At 29.8% G+C, this 14,418-nt stretch carries 16 protein-coding genes and 1 other annotated feature; of the genes, 6 read left to right on the top strand and 10 right to left on the bottom strand.

All coding sequences use genetic code 11. The annotated features are described in order from the left end of the window. On the bottom strand, positions 1-748 hold a 748-nt coding region (locus tag FAY47_RS01715), incomplete at its 3' end, for a 50S ribosomal protein L11 methyltransferase (protein ID WP_243129508.1). Between the two features lie 137 nt (positions 749-885). Between FAY47_RS01715 and FAY47_RS01710 the strand changes: the two genes are divergently transcribed. Further along, positions 886-1,845, top strand: a complete 960-nt coding sequence (locus tag FAY47_RS01710; protein ID WP_143314667.1) for a D-2-hydroxyacid dehydrogenase — start codon at positions 886-888, stop codon at positions 1,843-1,845. A 42-nt stretch (positions 1,846-1,887) separates the two neighbouring features. On the opposite strand, the gene FAY47_RS01705 is transcribed toward FAY47_RS01710, so the two are convergent. Further along, positions 1,888-2,679 (bottom strand): HAD family hydrolase, encoded by a 792-nt coding sequence (locus FAY47_RS01705; RefSeq protein ID WP_143314666.1) that lies wholly within the window; start codon positions 2,677-2,679, stop codon positions 1,888-1,890. Positions 2,680-2,856: 177 nt separating this feature from the next. Here FAY47_RS01705 and FAY47_RS01700 point away from each other — a divergent pair, with 177 nt between their 5' ends. Both FAY47_RS01700 and leuA read left to right on the top strand, forming a co-directional pair. Beyond that, entirely contained in the window at positions 2,857-3,174 is a 318-nt protein-coding gene (locus FAY47_RS01700) for a nucleotide pyrophosphohydrolase (protein WP_143314665.1), read from the top strand. Between the two features lie 102 nt (positions 3,175-3,276). Continuing rightward, positions 3,277-3,471 (top strand) — a binding site (T-box leader). A gap of 171 nt (positions 3,472-3,642) precedes the next feature. Then, positions 3,643-5,313: a 2-isopropylmalate synthase gene (gene leuA, locus FAY47_RS01695; protein ID WP_143314664.1), complete on the top strand. Its 1,671-nt coding sequence runs from the start codon at positions 3,643-3,645 to the stop codon at positions 5,311-5,313. A 91-nt stretch (positions 5,314-5,404) separates the two neighbouring features. On the opposite strand, the gene FAY47_RS01690 is transcribed toward leuA, so the two are convergent. From FAY47_RS01690 to FAY47_RS01680, 3 genes are all read right to left on the bottom strand, one after another. Beyond that, positions 5,405-6,193 carry a TPM domain-containing protein gene (locus tag FAY47_RS01690; RefSeq protein WP_143314663.1) on the bottom strand — a complete coding sequence of 263 codons (789 nt, stop codon included), beginning with the start codon at positions 6,191-6,193 and terminating at the stop codon, positions 5,405-5,407. After that, positions 6,190-6,765, bottom strand: coding sequence for a LemA family protein (locus FAY47_RS01685; RefSeq protein ID WP_143314662.1), 576 nt, complete (start codon positions 6,763-6,765; stop codon positions 6,190-6,192). The genes FAY47_RS01690 and FAY47_RS01685 overlap by 4 nt, the downstream gene beginning before the upstream one ends. Positions 6,766-6,915: 150 nt before the next feature. Next, positions 6,916-7,188 (bottom strand): acylphosphatase, encoded by a 273-nt coding sequence (locus FAY47_RS01680; protein ID WP_143314661.1) that lies wholly within the window; start codon positions 7,186-7,188, stop codon positions 6,916-6,918. 117 nt (positions 7,189-7,305) lie between these two features. On the opposite strand from FAY47_RS01680, the gene ndk reads away from it, so the two are divergent. After that, positions 7,306-7,707: a nucleoside-diphosphate kinase gene (ndk, locus tag FAY47_RS01675; RefSeq protein WP_143314660.1), complete on the top strand. Its 402-nt coding sequence runs from the start codon at positions 7,306-7,308 to the stop codon at positions 7,705-7,707. 84 nt (positions 7,708-7,791) lie between these two features. Here ndk and FAY47_RS01670 read toward each other — a convergent pair whose 3' ends face one another. Genes FAY47_RS01670 through FAY47_RS01650 form a run of 5 tightly spaced genes read right to left on the bottom strand, consistent with a single transcriptional unit; the run spans position 7,792 to position 12,064 of the window. After that, complete coding sequence (locus FAY47_RS01670; RefSeq protein WP_143314659.1) at positions 7,792-8,844, bottom strand: spermidine/putrescine ABC transporter substrate-binding protein; 1,053 nt, start codon at positions 8,842-8,844, stop codon at positions 7,792-7,794. Beyond that, positions 8,825-9,625 carry an ABC transporter permease gene (locus FAY47_RS01665; protein ID WP_143314658.1) on the bottom strand — a complete coding sequence of 267 codons (801 nt, stop codon included), beginning with the start codon at positions 9,623-9,625 and terminating at the stop codon, positions 8,825-8,827. Before FAY47_RS01665 ends, FAY47_RS01670 begins: the two co-directional genes overlap by 20 nt. After that, entirely contained in the window at positions 9,619-10,458 is an 840-nt protein-coding gene (locus FAY47_RS01660; protein ID WP_143314657.1) for an ABC transporter permease, read from the bottom strand. Before FAY47_RS01660 ends, FAY47_RS01665 begins: the two co-directional genes overlap by 7 nt. Further along, on the bottom strand, positions 10,451-11,500 hold the full coding sequence (gene potA / locus FAY47_RS01655) for a spermidine/putrescine ABC transporter ATP-binding protein (protein ID WP_143314656.1): 1,050 nt from the start codon (positions 11,498-11,500) through the stop codon (positions 10,451-10,453). Before potA ends, FAY47_RS01660 begins: the two co-directional genes overlap by 8 nt. A 24-nt stretch (positions 11,501-11,524) precedes the next feature. Further along, positions 11,525-12,064 carry an XRE family transcriptional regulator gene (locus tag FAY47_RS01650; RefSeq protein ID WP_143314655.1) on the bottom strand — a complete coding sequence of 180 codons (540 nt, stop codon included), beginning with the start codon at positions 12,062-12,064 and terminating at the stop codon, positions 11,525-11,527. Positions 12,065-12,411: 347 nt separating this feature from the next. On the opposite strand from FAY47_RS01650, the gene FAY47_RS01645 reads away from it, so the two are divergent. Then, on the top strand, positions 12,412-13,515 hold the full coding sequence (locus tag FAY47_RS01645; RefSeq protein ID WP_143314654.1) for a GNAT family N-acetyltransferase: 1,104 nt from the start codon (positions 12,412-12,414) through the stop codon (positions 13,513-13,515). Between the two features lie 68 nt (positions 13,516-13,583). Continuing rightward, complete coding sequence (locus tag FAY47_RS01640; protein ID WP_143314653.1) at positions 13,584-14,417, top strand: hypothetical protein; 834 nt, start codon at positions 13,584-13,586, stop codon at positions 14,415-14,417. The last annotated feature ends 1 nt before the right edge of the window (position 14,418 follow it).

Here is a 14,418-nt window from a genome sequence, read left to right as displayed (position 1 = left end):
GTAGATGTCCATCTTCTTTTAGGTGTTTCTTTATAAAATTCATAAACATATGTGTTTCTTCACCACCTATATTTATATATATCCAATCAAATTCACCGTTTATTTCAACTTCATCAGATAAGGCGTCTCCAATTAAAACCTTTATGTTAGTTAAATTATTTAGAGAGGCATTAAATTCTACTTCTTCTTTGACGTCTCTTATGTCAAGGGCAACTACTTCTGTAGCACTTTTTATAGCAGTAGCTAGTGAAAGTATACCAGACCCTGTTCCTACATCTAAAACTCTCATATTTGAAAAATCCTTTGATAATATTACCTTTAAAAGATCTTGAGTTGTTTCATGAAGTCCTGTTCCAAAGGCACCTTGAGATATAAAATTGATTTTTTTCTTGCCTTCAAATTCTTCATCAGGAGAAGCGATGACATAGGTATCATCAATATGTATTGCTGGCATACTGAAATCATCATAATTTGAAGCTTCCTCAAAGACGTCAAAAGGTTTTTGATTAAGTATTGAGTTAACTTTATTCATAAAGACTTCTAAGTCCTCTAAATCTTCTACATGGCTTTCGAAAGTTACTTTAAGTGTAACTTCTTCTGATTCAACTTCTTCATAACCATAGCCGTTTTCATCAGTAGTTATTTTTAAAAGACTTTCATAGAATACATCGTATATATCATTAATTTGTAAAGCTTCTACAGCTTCATCTACTTTTGAATAAGGCATTTTATAGCAAATAATAAACATGTTAATACTCCTTTCAAAATGAAACTAATACCATATTATTATATATATATATTTATGTAAAGTAACTATAGCTTACATTTACAAAAATATGTCTCTGGGGTATCATATAAATAACAGTTAGGAAAGGATGAGATGTTTTGAAGAATATAGTTGTTTTAGATGGAAAAACACTTGGTGATGTTGATTTTAAAAAGTTAGAAGAGTTTGGGAAAGTTAGTTATTATGATAAAACTGAGCCTAAGGATGTTGTTAGCAGAGTTAAAGATGCAGCAATTATTCTGACAAATAAAGTTGCACTTAATGAAGATAATTTAAAAGAAGCTAAAAATCTTGAACTTATTTGCGAAACTGCAACAGGATTTAATAATATAGATTTGAATTATGCAAAGTCCAGAAAAATAGCAGTAACTAATGTGGCTGGATATTCAACGCCAACAGTAGCACAACATACATTTGCTACACTTTTGCATTTATATGATAAGATAGCTTATTATGATAACTTTGTTAAGAGTGGAAAGTATTCTGAGTCAGATATGTTCACAAATCTAGATATACCTTACAATGACATTGAAGGAAAGATATGGGGAATAGTAGGTTTTGGCGCTATAGGTAAAAAGGTGGCCAAGATAGCAGATGCCTTTGGAGCAAAAGTCGTTTATTATTCTACATCGGGAAAAAATAACAATGCAGATTATAAGAAAGTAGATCTAGAAGAACTTTTAAAAGAAAGTGATATTATATCTATTCATGCTCCTTTAAATGATGCTACGCAAGGGTTATTTAATTATAAAAATTTAAGCCAAATGAAGAAAAATTCAGTTTTGATAAACATGGGAAGAGGTCCAATAGTAGTAGATGAAGACTTAGCTAAGGCTTTAGATGAAGAGCTTATATCAGGAGCTGCTTTAGATGTATTTTCGGTTGAGCCAACTCCATCAAATAATCCATTACTACATATAAAAAATAAAGATAGATTAGTATTAACTCCGCATATTGCATGGGCAAGTGTTGAGGCTAGAAATAGATTATTTGCAGATTTAATTGAGAATATACATGCCTTTTATAGAGGAGAAGAAAGAAATAGAGTAGAACTATAAAAATAAGGTATTGATGAGAATATTCATCGATACCTTGTTTTTTTAATGGTTCAATATGTATTTTTCAATGGTTTTAATAACTCCATTTTCAGTGTTTTTCGGAGCTATAAAGTTCCCGTATTGTTTCATATCATCATTGGCGTTTTCCATTACAAAACTGTAATGTGCCTTTTTCAACATTTCAACATCATTATAGAAGTCTCCAAATACCATAGTTTCATCATAGGATATATTTTGATCTTCTTGAATTTTTCTCAAAGCTGCCCCTTTGTTAACTCCCTCATTCATAATATCAATCCAAACTTCACCAGAAACAACTATCATAAAATCTGAAGAAAATTTATGTTTTATAGTTTCATATGTGTTGTTAGTAGTTGATGTTAAGTTACAAATAGTTATTTTAAATATTTCGTCATTAACTTTAGTGAGATCATCTACTATATGTTTTTTTATGTAGTATTTATCTATTTCAGTAGTAAATTCATCAGAACATGGTCTGTGATAAGCTCCATTCTTACCGCATAATATTATTTCTGCATTTGGAATAAATTCTACACACTTTATTAATTCGTTAACTTTATCTTTATCTATAATGCTTATACTAACAATTTCTCCGTTTTCTACAACAAATGCTCCGTTATCACAAATATAATAAAGCTTATCAGAAAGTGGCGTGAAGTTTTCATAGAGTGTATAGTATGGGCGTCCACTAGCTACTACAAATTTAATATTTCTATTTTCAAGTTTCTCAAGAGTGTTAGCAAATTCCTGTGGAATCTGACCTTTTTCATCTAATAAAGTTCCATCCATATCTGTTGCAATTAATCTTATCATTTTTTCACCTATTTCCCATTTTCATTTGTATAACTTTATTATACATTATAAAATAATTTATTAAAATAAATATATAAGTAATAGGTTAAAAGAGTATTTATAAATATGTATTTAGTGTTATAGTAAATGATGGTAGAATTTTTATTATAGTAAGTTAAAGAATTGGAGGACGAGATAATGAAAGATACAATTGATAGAATAAAAAAATTTAGAGATGATAGGGAGTGGAAGCAATTTCATACTCCTGGTAACTTAGCAAAGGCTATATCAATTGAAGCTAGTGAGTTATTAGAAAATTTTTTGTGGGATGATAAAAGTTATGATCAGGAACATGTTGAAGAGGAGTTAGCTGATGTAATGGTGTATTGTTTACATTTAGCAGATGCATTAGGGGTAGATATAGAAGAAATAATAAATAGAAAAATGGATAAAAACGAAGAAAAGTATCCTGTCGAAAAGGCGAGAGGTAATAGTAAGAAATATACACAATTATAGAAAAGTTAGTAGAGATGCATAAAATTTGATAGATGTTAAAATATGCTGGTGATATGTTGACAAATAATCTAATGTGCGTTAAAATTGTTAATAAGTTAATATTGACAAGCAAAGAATGAGAGTAGTAGAAAGTAGTAAGTTTTTTAGAGAGTGGGGTATGGTGAGAGCCCGCAGATTTTGCCTTTTGAACTCGCTCATGAGCTATAAAGTTGAACTAATAGTAGGCTTTATCGGTTTATAGCCGTTATTACAATTAAGATAAGATTTTTTGGATGGTACCGCGTAATTGCTCCAAGTTGGAGTGGTTACGCTTTTTTTATTAATATTATAGAGAGGTGAAAAAAATGGGGTTAAGGCAGTAGATAAAAAGATAATAGTTATAGTGAAACTCTATGGGGTATTAGAACAATTATGATGTAAAAAAGAGTGATAATATAACTATAAAATATCTAAGGGGGCAGAGATACGATGTTAAATAGTAAAAAATATAAGAGATTTAAAACAATTAATTTTGAAGAAAGAACTTGGCCAAATAAACTAATTAGTAAGGCACCAATTTGGTGCTCTGTAGATTTAAGAGATGGAAATCAAGCTCTCATAAATCCGATGACAGTGGATGAGAAGAAAGAAATGTTTAGGCTTTTAGTTGAACTTGGATTTAAAGAAATAGAAATAGGATTCCCATCAGCATCACAAATAGAATTTGATTTTTTAAGAACATTGGTTAATGAAAATTTGATTCCAGATGATGTTGCAGTACAAGTGTTAACTCAAGCAAGACCACATCTTATTAAAAGGACATTTGAATCGCTAAAAGGTGTTAAAAAAGCAGTGCTTCACATTTATAATTCAACATCTATCCTTCAAAGAGATGTGGTGTTTAATATGAGTAAAAATGAAATAAAAAATATAGCTGTAGAAGGAACTGCACTTGTAAAAGAGTATGCAAAAGATTTTGAGGGAGAACTTTCTCTTGAGTACTCTCCAGAAAGTTTTACGGGGACAGAGGTAGAATATGCACTAGAAATTTGTGAAGCTGTTTTAGATACATGGGGAGCTACAAAAGAGAATAAAGTTATTATAAATCTTCCAGCTACAGTGGAAATGGACACTCCAAATATTTTTGCTGATCAAATTGAATGGATGAGTAGTAAATTTAAGAATAGGGAAAGAATTATTTTAAGTGTGCATCCCCATAACGATAGGGGAACAGGGGTTGCAGCAGCTGAGATGGCTCTTCTTGCAGGGGCTGATAGGGTTGAAGGAACACTATTTGGTAATGGAGAGAGAACTGGTAATGTAGATATATTAAATATTGCTTACAATATGTTTTCACAAGGAGTGAATCCAGAGCTCAATCTTGAAGATATACAAAAAATTATTGATGTTTATGAAAGGTGTTGTAAAATTCCAGTTCATATAAGGCATCCATATGCAGGTAAGTTAGTATTTACGGCTTTCTCTGGTTCGCATCAAGATGCTATTAATAAGGGTATGAGTAAATATAGAGAAAGAGCTGGACAGTATTGGGAAGTTCCATATTTGCCAATAGACCCAAGTGATTTGGGAAGGGAATATGAAGCATTAGTTAGAATTAATAGTCAATCTGGTAAAGGTGGAATAGCTTTTGTGATGGATAGATATTACGGTTATAAGATGCCTAAAGCTATGCATAAGGAATTTGCAGATGTTATTCAAAAGATTTCAGAGGTAAAAGGTGAAGTTGCACCACAAGTTATCATGAATAAATTCGAAGAGGAGTACCTAGCAAAAGAAGAACCTTTTAAGTTAATTAGATTTAGAATCAAAGATTTACATGACGATAATGATTTAGATGTTGATACAGAAGTAGCAGTTAGATTTTCATATAGAGGGGAAGAAAAGGTTATAGAGGGGTATGGAAATGGGCCTATTGATTCTTTGAGAAGGGCTTTACTAGATGCTAAAATAGCCAATATTCATATAATTGATTATGTTGAGCATGCTCTTGGAAAAGGAGCGGAAGCAAAGGCCGCTGCTTATGTAAATATGAATTTAGATAATAGGGAGCCTTCGACTTTTGGAGTTGGTGTAGATAGTAATATAACAGTTGCATCTATTAAAGCTGTATTTAGTGGATTAAATAGATTATATAAGTAGAATAAATTTAAATTAAGAGTATGGTTGAATAGAGTGGACAATTTGCTTGTTTTATTGGATCCATTTTATTCAAGACATACTTTTTTGTTTGTTACCAGTTACCAGAGGAGCCACCACCACTAGAAGAGCCTCCACCAAAGCCACCAAAACCTCCTCCGCCAGAAGAATCACCAGGACCATGTCTATTTGAAAAAGCATTAATAAACAAAAGTTGTAGTAGAAAGTAAGAAATTCTTCCTCTATTAAATAGAAGGTCCATAAAAAACAATCCGAGCATAACTATGAAAGTTATTCCGTAAGTTTTTGTTTTTGATTCTAAATTATTATCAGTAGGTAAAGTTATATTAAGAGATTTATCTAAGGTTACTCCATATTCTTTTGCTATATAATCACAAAGGGTACTATAACTATCAAGAAGACCTTTTCCGTAATTACCTTCTATAAATTTAGGTTTAGCCAGAGAATCCATTACTCTGCTGGTAAGCACATCTGGGAGTGCTCCTTCAAGTCCTCTGCCAACTTCAACTCGCCAAGTACGATCCCTTAACGCTACTAGAATTAATAACCCGTTATCCTTTTCTTTTTGACCGATTTGCCAAGTCCTAAAAAGATTATTAGCATAGGATTCTATGGGAATATTATTTGTTGAATCTAATATTACTATAGTTGCTTCAGATCCTGTTTTATCTTCAAGTTCCTTTCCTATGGAAATAATACTTCTTTTTTCTTCATCAGTTATTGTATTAGTATAATCGTTTATATATTTATAACTTGTTGGGATAGGAAAAGAATCAGCAGCAAGGGGGTGATCGTAAAAAAGTGAAGTAATTATTAAAAGAGAAGATATAAATATCTGTATAAATCTATTATTTACATTCATTTTTGACTAGAAAAATCTACAGAAGGAACTTCATTTGCTCCTTCACTAGCCTTATAAAGTGGTTTTTCTTCAAACCCAAATAGTGAAGCTATTATGTTGCTAGGAAATCTTCTTCTCTTAGTGTTATAATTTGTTACGGCAGTATTATAGTCTTGTCTAGATATAGTTATTCTATTTTCTGTTCCTTCTAATTCAACAGTTAAATCTCTAAAGTTTTGGTTAGATTTTAATTCAGGATAATTTTCGACTACAACCAATAATCTAGAGAGGGCTCCTGATAGCTGACTATCAGCATTAGCTTGATCTGAGACATTTGTTGCACCAGCTAATCTACTTCTTGCATTGGCTATATCAGTAAAGATATCTTTTTCCTGTGAAGCATATCCTTTTACTGTATTGACTAGGTTAGGAATTAAATCGGATCTTCTTTGAAGCTGAGTATCTATGTTAGACTCAGATGTAGATACTTGTTGCTCTAATGTGACTAAGCTATTATATGCACTTATAGTAGGAATAACTAATAAAAAAATAATTATAGCAACTATTATTAAAGGTTTTAAATTTTTTTTCATATATAAATACCTCCTTTATAAACTTATATTAGTATACGTAGAAATATAAAGATTATTAGTCAAACTTTACAGCTTTGTATAGAATTTAAATGATTGAAAAAAATGTATGCAACATAAAAAGGTTCTGTCTATCGACAGAACCTCTTTAGTCTAATATATTACTCTAAATTTTTTTTCATCTTGAATTAAAGAAACTTCTTTTTTGGAAAAGTCAGTAACATTAATAAATCTATTTCCTTCTCTAATTACAGATATAAATTTCTGTAAATTATTTTCAGTACCTTGAACTTCTAATTCTACCGTTCCATTTGGCATGTTTCTTACAAAGCCTGTTAGTGAATATTTGAGTGCATTGCTTTGAGCGTAAAATCTAAACCCTACTCCTTGTACTCTACCCTCTAAAATTAAAAAATATCTTACCATTGTATTTTCCTCCGATAAAAATATAACTTTATTATAGCATAAATCAAATAATATTTTAAATACTCAGAATATTGTGATATAATTATATGGAAAAATATGTAATAGGAGGATTGTGATATGGAAAGAACCTTGGTATTAATAAAACCAGATGGTGTTGAACAAAATATAATTGGGAAGATAATTAATTTTTATGAGGAAGCTGGGCTTAAAATAGTAGCTTTAAGAATGGAAAAAGCAAATGAAGAAGTTGCTATGAGGCATTATGAACAACATAATGATAAGTTTTTTTATCAAGATTTGATTAAATATATTACACGAAGTCCTCTATGCTCTCTAATTATAGAAGGTGAAGGAGCTATAGAAAAAGTAAGAAAGATTAATGGATCTACTAATCCAATAAAAGCTGAAAAAGGTACAATAAGAAATTTATTCGCAAAGAGTGTTACAGAAAATTGTGTGCATGCATCAGATTCACTTGAAAGTGCGGAGAGGGAAATTGCAATTTGGTTTCCTAATTAATTGCATTAAAGAGACATCTCAATAGCAGTTGAGATGTCTCTTTATATCATTAAGTGCATTTTTTATTATAGTATTAAGAGTATATTAATAGCTTCCAATTTTAACCCATTCATCATTATAAAGTTTTAGGGCATTATTAGGTAAATTTCTATAAACTTCACAATTGTCTAAAGTTTCATCATCTGGATAAGTTTCCTTAACATCATCATCTAGCATCTTATAAGTTTCGCGGTTAGGAGTGTAGTATTCTATGTAGTCTACATTTTGCTTTGAATTATCTGGGTCTGTTAAGAAGTTTATGAATGCTTCTGCACCTTCCTTATTTCTGCTTCCTTTTGGTATTACCATTCCGTCGAACCATTTATTTGATCCTTCTTTTGGAACAACATATTTGAGTTTTGGGTTTTCACTAATTATTTTATTTGCATCACCAGACCATACGGCAGCTAAAGAAGCTTCATCTTCAATCATGCAATCTTTTACTTGATCAACAAACCAAGCTTTAACGATAGGTTTTTGCTCAATTAGAAGGTTAGCAGCTTCATCTAGTTCTTTTGGATCTGTTGAGTTCATAGAATAACCAAGATGTTTTAAAGCTATGGAAATAGTTTCTCTAACAGAATCAAACATAACTATATCTTTGCTATATTTTTTGTCCCATAGGATGTCCCAAGAAGTAACAGGTTCTGTAACTACTTCGGGATTATAAATAATACCTATAGTTCCCCACATATAAGGAACAGAGTATTTATTATCAGGATCAAAATCTAAGTTTTTAAATTTATCATCAATATACTGATAGTTTTGGATATTATCAAAATTAAGTTCTTCAACCATATTCTCAGAAATCATTTTTTCAATCATATAATCAGAAGGGAAAACTAAATCGTAACTATTACTACCAGATTTTATTTTAGAATACATTTTTTCGTTAGTATCATAAGTAGAATATTGAATCTTATAACCAGTTTCGTCCTCAAACTTATTTATTAAGTTTTCATCTATATAATCACCACAGTTAAATACATTAATAACTTTATTATCATTATCTTTAACATTACATCCAATAAGTAAGGAGGAAGCTAGAAATATACTAAGTAATAAAGCTATAATTTTATTAAAAATTTTCAATTTTATTACCTCCTGATGATTGTTTCCTATTTACTATAAGTAGCAATATTAATACAACTAAAAACATTATAGTTGAGAGAGCGTTTATTTCAGGTTTTATTCCACGTTTGGCCATTGAATATATCTCAATTGATAAATTAGTTACCCCAGCTCCTGTAGTAAAGAATGATATAACAAAGTCATCTATAGACATGGTAAATGCCATTAAAAATCCAGAGAATATCCCAGATTTTATTTGTGGGATAATAATCTTTCTTAGCGCGTAGAAAGGTGTTGCTCCAAGATCTAATGCTGCCTCAGTAGTGTTTTGAGGAAGCTGTTTAAGCTTAGGCAAAACAGATAATATAACATATGGCAAACTAAAAGTTATATGTGAAAGTAGCATGGTAATAAAGCCGAAATCCATCTTAATAAAAATAAATAATGACATTAGAGCTATACCAGTAACAATATCAGGATTCAAAACTGGTAAATAATTTATATTAAGTAGAAGTTTTTTTTGTGCACCTTTTTTCATATTATGAATTCCTATTGCGGTTATAGTACCGACAATAGTAGATATAATTGAGGCCCAAATAGCAATAAATAGAGTATTGTATAAAGCTCTCATTATGGTATCATCTTGGAATAATTGACCATACCATTTAAAAGTGAATCCATTCCATTTAGCCATAGATTTAGAATCATTAAAAGAAAAAATCATTAGTGTAATTATAGGAGTATATAGGAATATGAAAATAACAATTAGATAAAATCTTTTTATGAAGCTTTCTAATTTATTTACCAAAGGCCAACACTCCCTTCTTTATCAGCATGGTCAAATTTATTCATTAAAGCCATAGATATTAATATTACAATCATCATAAGTATTGATATTGCAGATCCCAAATTCCAATCACTTAAAGTTGTAAATTGTTGTTCAATTAAGTTACCAAGTAACATATATTGTCCGCCTCCAAGTAAGCTTGAAATAACAAATGTAGATACAGCAGGCATAAATACCATTGTAACTCCAGAAATTACCCCAGGAAAACTTAAGGGGAAAATAATTTTTCTAAATATAATATTTTTATTTGCTCCAAGGTCACTTGCAGCATTAATTAAGCTTTGATCCATTTTAATCAATACTGTATATATAGGCAGTATCATAAATGGTATAAAGTTATAAATCATTCCAAGAAGTACAGCTCCATCATTATACAAAAATGTTATAGGAGCAATATTTAAATTTCCTAATATATTATTAATTAATCCGTTTTTACCTAAGATAGGAAGCCAAGCATAAGTTCTTAATAAAAAGTTTATCCACATGGGTACTATAAAAAGCATTATTAAAAGATTTCTTCTTGAGGCTTTCATCTTTGAAATAATATATGCTACAGGATAGCCCAAAATTAGACAAGCTAAAGTTGAAATTAAGGCTAATTTTATTGAGCGATAAAATATTTTTCCATATTGAGGATTTAATAGTCTTGAGTAGTTATCAAGGGAAAATGTATAGCTATCTCCTGATTTTTCAGTTAAGCTAAAAAATAATACAATTAATAAAGGAATAATGATAAATAAAGAACACCAAAACATATATGGATAAGTAGCTTTTGAGCTATTTTTCCTATTCATAGTATCTAACCTTTCTCATTATATGAATATCTTCAGGATAAATATCTAATCCAATTTCTGAATCTACATCATAAAATTTTGTATTATGAATAATAAATTCTCTTTCACTTTCCTTTACTACCATTTCATAGTGAACTCCTTTAAAGTTAACAGACTTAACTATACCGTTAAGCATTCCGTTGTCCTTTGCAACTATTTTAATGTCCTCAGGTCTAATAACTACATCAATATTTTCATTAGGGTTAAACCCTTTATCTACGCATTCAAATTCTTTATTACAGAAGATAACTTTAAAGTCTTCAACTATAACACCATCTATAATGTTACTTTCGCCTATAAAGTCAGCAACAAATGCATTGGCTGGTTCGTTATATATATCTTCTGGAGATCCTTTTTGTTGAATAACACCTTTATTCATAACCACAATAGTATCAGACATAGTTAAAGCTTCTTCTTGATCATGAGTCACGAAGATAAAAGTAATTCCAAGTCTTTGCTGAATTTTCTTTAGTTCAAGTTGCATTTCTTTTCTTAATTTTAAATCCAAAGCTCCAAGTGGTTCATCTAAAAGAAGAACTTCTGGCTCATTAACTAGTGCTCTAGCTATAGCGACCCTTTGTTGTTGTCCTCCACTTAGAGATTCGATGTTTCTTTTTTCAAAACCAGATAGAGAAACTAGGTTAAGTATTTCTTTTACTTTTTTATCTATATCTTCTTTAGTAAGTTTTTTAATTTTTAGCCCAAAAGCAATATTCTCATAAACATTCATATGAGGAAATAGAGCATACTTCTGGAAAACGGTGTTTACAGGTCGCTTATTAGGGGGCAGATTTGATATACTTTCTCCATGAAATAAGATATCTCCAGAATCAGAATTTTCAAATCCAGCTATTATTCTAAGAGTGGTTGTTTTACCACAACCTGATGGACCTAATAAGGTCAAAAATTCATTACTTTTAATACTTAAAGATAGATTATCAAGTACAGTGTTATCACTATATGCTTTTGTGATATTCTTTAACTCAATTATATTTTTATCCATCATAAACACCTCTTTCTATACTAATTAAAATGATGGGGGAGTACTGATCCAAATTACTTTTGCTAAAGTCTTTCCGGAGTTAGAAATATAGTGACTTTCTCTTGGTTTGAAGTAGAAACTTTCCCCTTTTTTTACTTTATATTTTTTATTACCTAAGTGCAAAAATATACTTCCAGATAGGACATAGCCAAATTCTTCACCCTCATGTGGCTCTTCTAATGTATATCTTCCATCAGGGGCTAAAGTGATCATAATTGGTTCCATTATATTTTTCTGAGCATTTGGAACTAGCCACATAAGATTATATTTTAAATCATTATCTTCAGTTTGAAACATATCTTCGTTACTGAAGGTGACACGTTCTTCCTCGGTTTCGCTAAAGAACTCTTTTAGGTTTGTGCCTAAAATTTCTAATATATCAACTAAGGTTGCAATAGATGGGGATGTTAAATCATTTTCAAGTTGAGATATAAATCCTTTTGAGAGCTCGCATCTATTTGCAAGTTCTTCTTGGGTGAGTTGTATTTCAATTCTTAGTCTACGAATTTTTGCTCCAATTTGCATATTTTCACCTACCAATAAAAATAACTTTTACTAAACTATATGTTTAAAATTACTAAACAAACAAAAATATTATATAAATTTTATTAAATAAAATCAAGATTTTTTTGTAAAAATAAGAAAAAATTTCACTGTAGTTAAAGTAAGGATATGTAAGAAGTTAAATAGAGAAAAGTGGAAATAGGTTTAGTTATTAAAATCAGTATGTTTACTAATACTAAGATGAAAACTATATTCGACTAGAAGATGATTTTTTTGTGAATATTTATATACTTAATTTTCTAAACTATTGATAATACTACATAAATATGAGATATTTAATAATATAAATAAAGAATTAGGTGGTAATTATGGTAGAGAATAAAGATAGTTATAGAAGAAATGGTAAAAAAATATATATTAAACAGCCTGATTTTAAGGAGTTTACTTTTATTTCAAGGTTATGGTCAGATGAAGAAACAATGAAAGAAATAGGAGGCGTATTTAATTTTCCAGAGGATAAATGGGAGATGTTTTATAAGAAGATGGTTTATCCAACTGATGGCAAGAATTTTTATTGTTTAGTTTACACTATTAGAGATAAGGCAATAGGTGAAGTTAGTTTTCATGGATATGATTCTGCTACAAAAATAGCAAGATTTAATTTAAAGATACACCATAGATATAGAAATAAGGGATATGGAGAAGAGGCGCTTAGACTTTTATTTGAATATTATTTTTTAGAATTTGGTGGAGAAATGATAATTGATAGCATTCCAACAGAAACTGGTGTTAGAATAGCTAAAAAATTAGGATTCCAAGAAGTTGGACAATATAAAGATGGAATTAAGATGAAAATAACAAAGGAGGAATTTTTAGATAATAGAATAGATAGCACAAATAGCATAGGCATACTCATGTATGATGGAATGAGTATAATGGATTATGGTATAATTTGTGAAAGTTTAGAGATGGCTAATGAAATTAAAGGAAAAAAGTTATTTAGTATTGTTGATGTAGCATTAAAGAATACCATAAAATTTAGAAATGGTACTACAATTAATGTTGATATAATAGATTTTGAAAATTATAAACCTGATGTGCTAATAATACCAGGAGGAGAATTTGTGGATAGTCATGTTAAAGATAAAGAAATCATAAAGTATATTATGATGAATTTAAATCATTGTGATTATATTTGTACACAGGGGGAGGGGATTAAATTCCTTATAAGATGTAGAGCTTTAGAAGGAATTCGAATTCCAAAGCTTGAAACTGAGCTTGAAGGGCTAGAGGAAGATAGGATAGTCGATAAGAATTTTGTTGACAATGGCAAAGTAATTCTTAGTGCAAATACTATTGGAAGTTTGGAAATGATTTTGTCGCTAGTAGAGAAAATTGGTGGAAGGAAGCTTTCAGAAGAGTTAGAAAGTAGATTAGGGCTAGTAGAAAAAAACTTTATAAAAGAGATGTAATATTGTAAAATATTTATATGGATATAAACTATTAAGTAAAGTTTTATACTATTTTATGGAGGTAACTAATGAATTATAAAAAGACAAGTATAGTAGTATTTACTATACTGGCGATTCTAACACTTTGCGCAGTATTTACAGTATATATGTTTATTGGTTCTGGGGCTAAGGAAAAGAAGTCTGCAAAGGCATTCTTACAATTACTTTCTTCAAATAATATTATCACCATGAATAAAGAGAATGACAAATACAAATCTACTAAAAAGAGTGATCCATCTAAAAATGAAGAATATTATAGTGTGGTTTCAGGTGAATATGCTATTGATGTAGATGCAAAGTATAACGTCATTGGATTTACTAATAAAAATAGCATGGCTGATAAGAGCAAAATTACAGCTGATGAAGCTAAGAGCATTGGTGAGAAATACTTAGGCATTATCTATAAAGGTGAATGCAGGTTTAAAGAGGTTGTAAAGGAAGAAGAAACTCAAGTGATGCCATATTATTCTCTATTGTTTACAAAGTATAAGGATGGATATCCGTTTTATAATTACAATTTATCTTTAAAAGTAAATAAAGAAACAGGAAAACTTGATGGTTTTTCTAATTCATCTATAGATAAAGAGCCTAAAAATGTAAAAATAAATATAGATGAATTAAATGCTTCAGAAATATCCAAAGGTGAGTTCCTAAAATTATATAAATCAGCTGAATTTAATGAGAAAACTTATAAGGCATATAGTGAAAATAAAGATAAAACAGAATTAGAACTATGTTATGTAGTCTCATTAAAGGGGTTAGGTGAAAATAATAAAGAAATAAAAATGAAATATTTTGTATCGACTGAAACTGGTGATATCATAAATTCAGAAAAGAGTAATGTTACAGGCACAAGTGCTTAAA

The sequence above is a fragment of the Clostridium sp. HBUAS56017 genome (assembly GCF_007115085.1).
Classification (GTDB): domain Bacteria; phylum Bacillota; class Clostridia; order Clostridiales; family Clostridiaceae; genus Clostridium; species Clostridium cibarium.
The sequence above is the reverse complement of the archived record's forward strand: the minus strand, read 5'-3'. Positions and strand labels throughout refer to the sequence as shown.

Bases quoted from the DNA above. Each gene is read 5' to 3' on its own strand.
- FAY47_RS01660 (WP_143314657.1), bottom strand. From the start codon at position 10,458: ATGAATAGGAAAAATAGCTCAAAAGCTACTTATCCATATATGTTTTGG.
- leuA (WP_143314664.1), top strand. From the start codon at position 3,643: ATGTTAAATAGTAAAAAATATAAGAGATTTAAAACAATTAATTTTGAA.
- potA (WP_143314656.1), bottom strand. From the start codon at position 11,500: ATGGATAAAAATATAATTGAGTTAAAGAATATCACAAAAGCATATAGT.
- FAY47_RS01680 (WP_143314661.1), bottom strand. From the start codon at position 7,188: ATGGTAAGATATTTTTTAATTTTAGAGGGTAGAGTACAAGGAGTAGGG.
- FAY47_RS01650 (WP_143314655.1), bottom strand. From the start codon at position 12,064: ATGCAAATTGGAGCAAAAATTCGTAGACTAAGAATTGAAATACAACTC.
- FAY47_RS01640 (WP_143314653.1), top strand. From the start codon at position 13,584: ATGAATTATAAAAAGACAAGTATAGTAGTATTTACTATACTGGCGATT.
- FAY47_RS01685 (WP_143314662.1), bottom strand. From the start codon at position 6,765: ATGAAAAAAAATTTAAAACCTTTAATAATAGTTGCTATAATTATTTTT.
- FAY47_RS01700 (WP_143314665.1), top strand. From the start codon at position 2,857: ATGAAAGATACAATTGATAGAATAAAAAAATTTAGAGATGATAGGGAG.
- ndk (WP_143314660.1), top strand. From the start codon at position 7,306: ATGGAAAGAACCTTGGTATTAATAAAACCAGATGGTGTTGAACAAAAT.
- FAY47_RS01690 (WP_143314663.1), bottom strand. From the start codon at position 6,193: ATGAATGTAAATAATAGATTTATACAGATATTTATATCTTCTCTTTTA.
- FAY47_RS01705 (WP_143314666.1), bottom strand. From the start codon at position 2,679: ATGATAAGATTAATTGCAACAGATATGGATGGAACTTTATTAGATGAA.
- FAY47_RS01645 (WP_143314654.1), top strand. From the start codon at position 12,412: ATGGTAGAGAATAAAGATAGTTATAGAAGAAATGGTAAAAAAATATAT.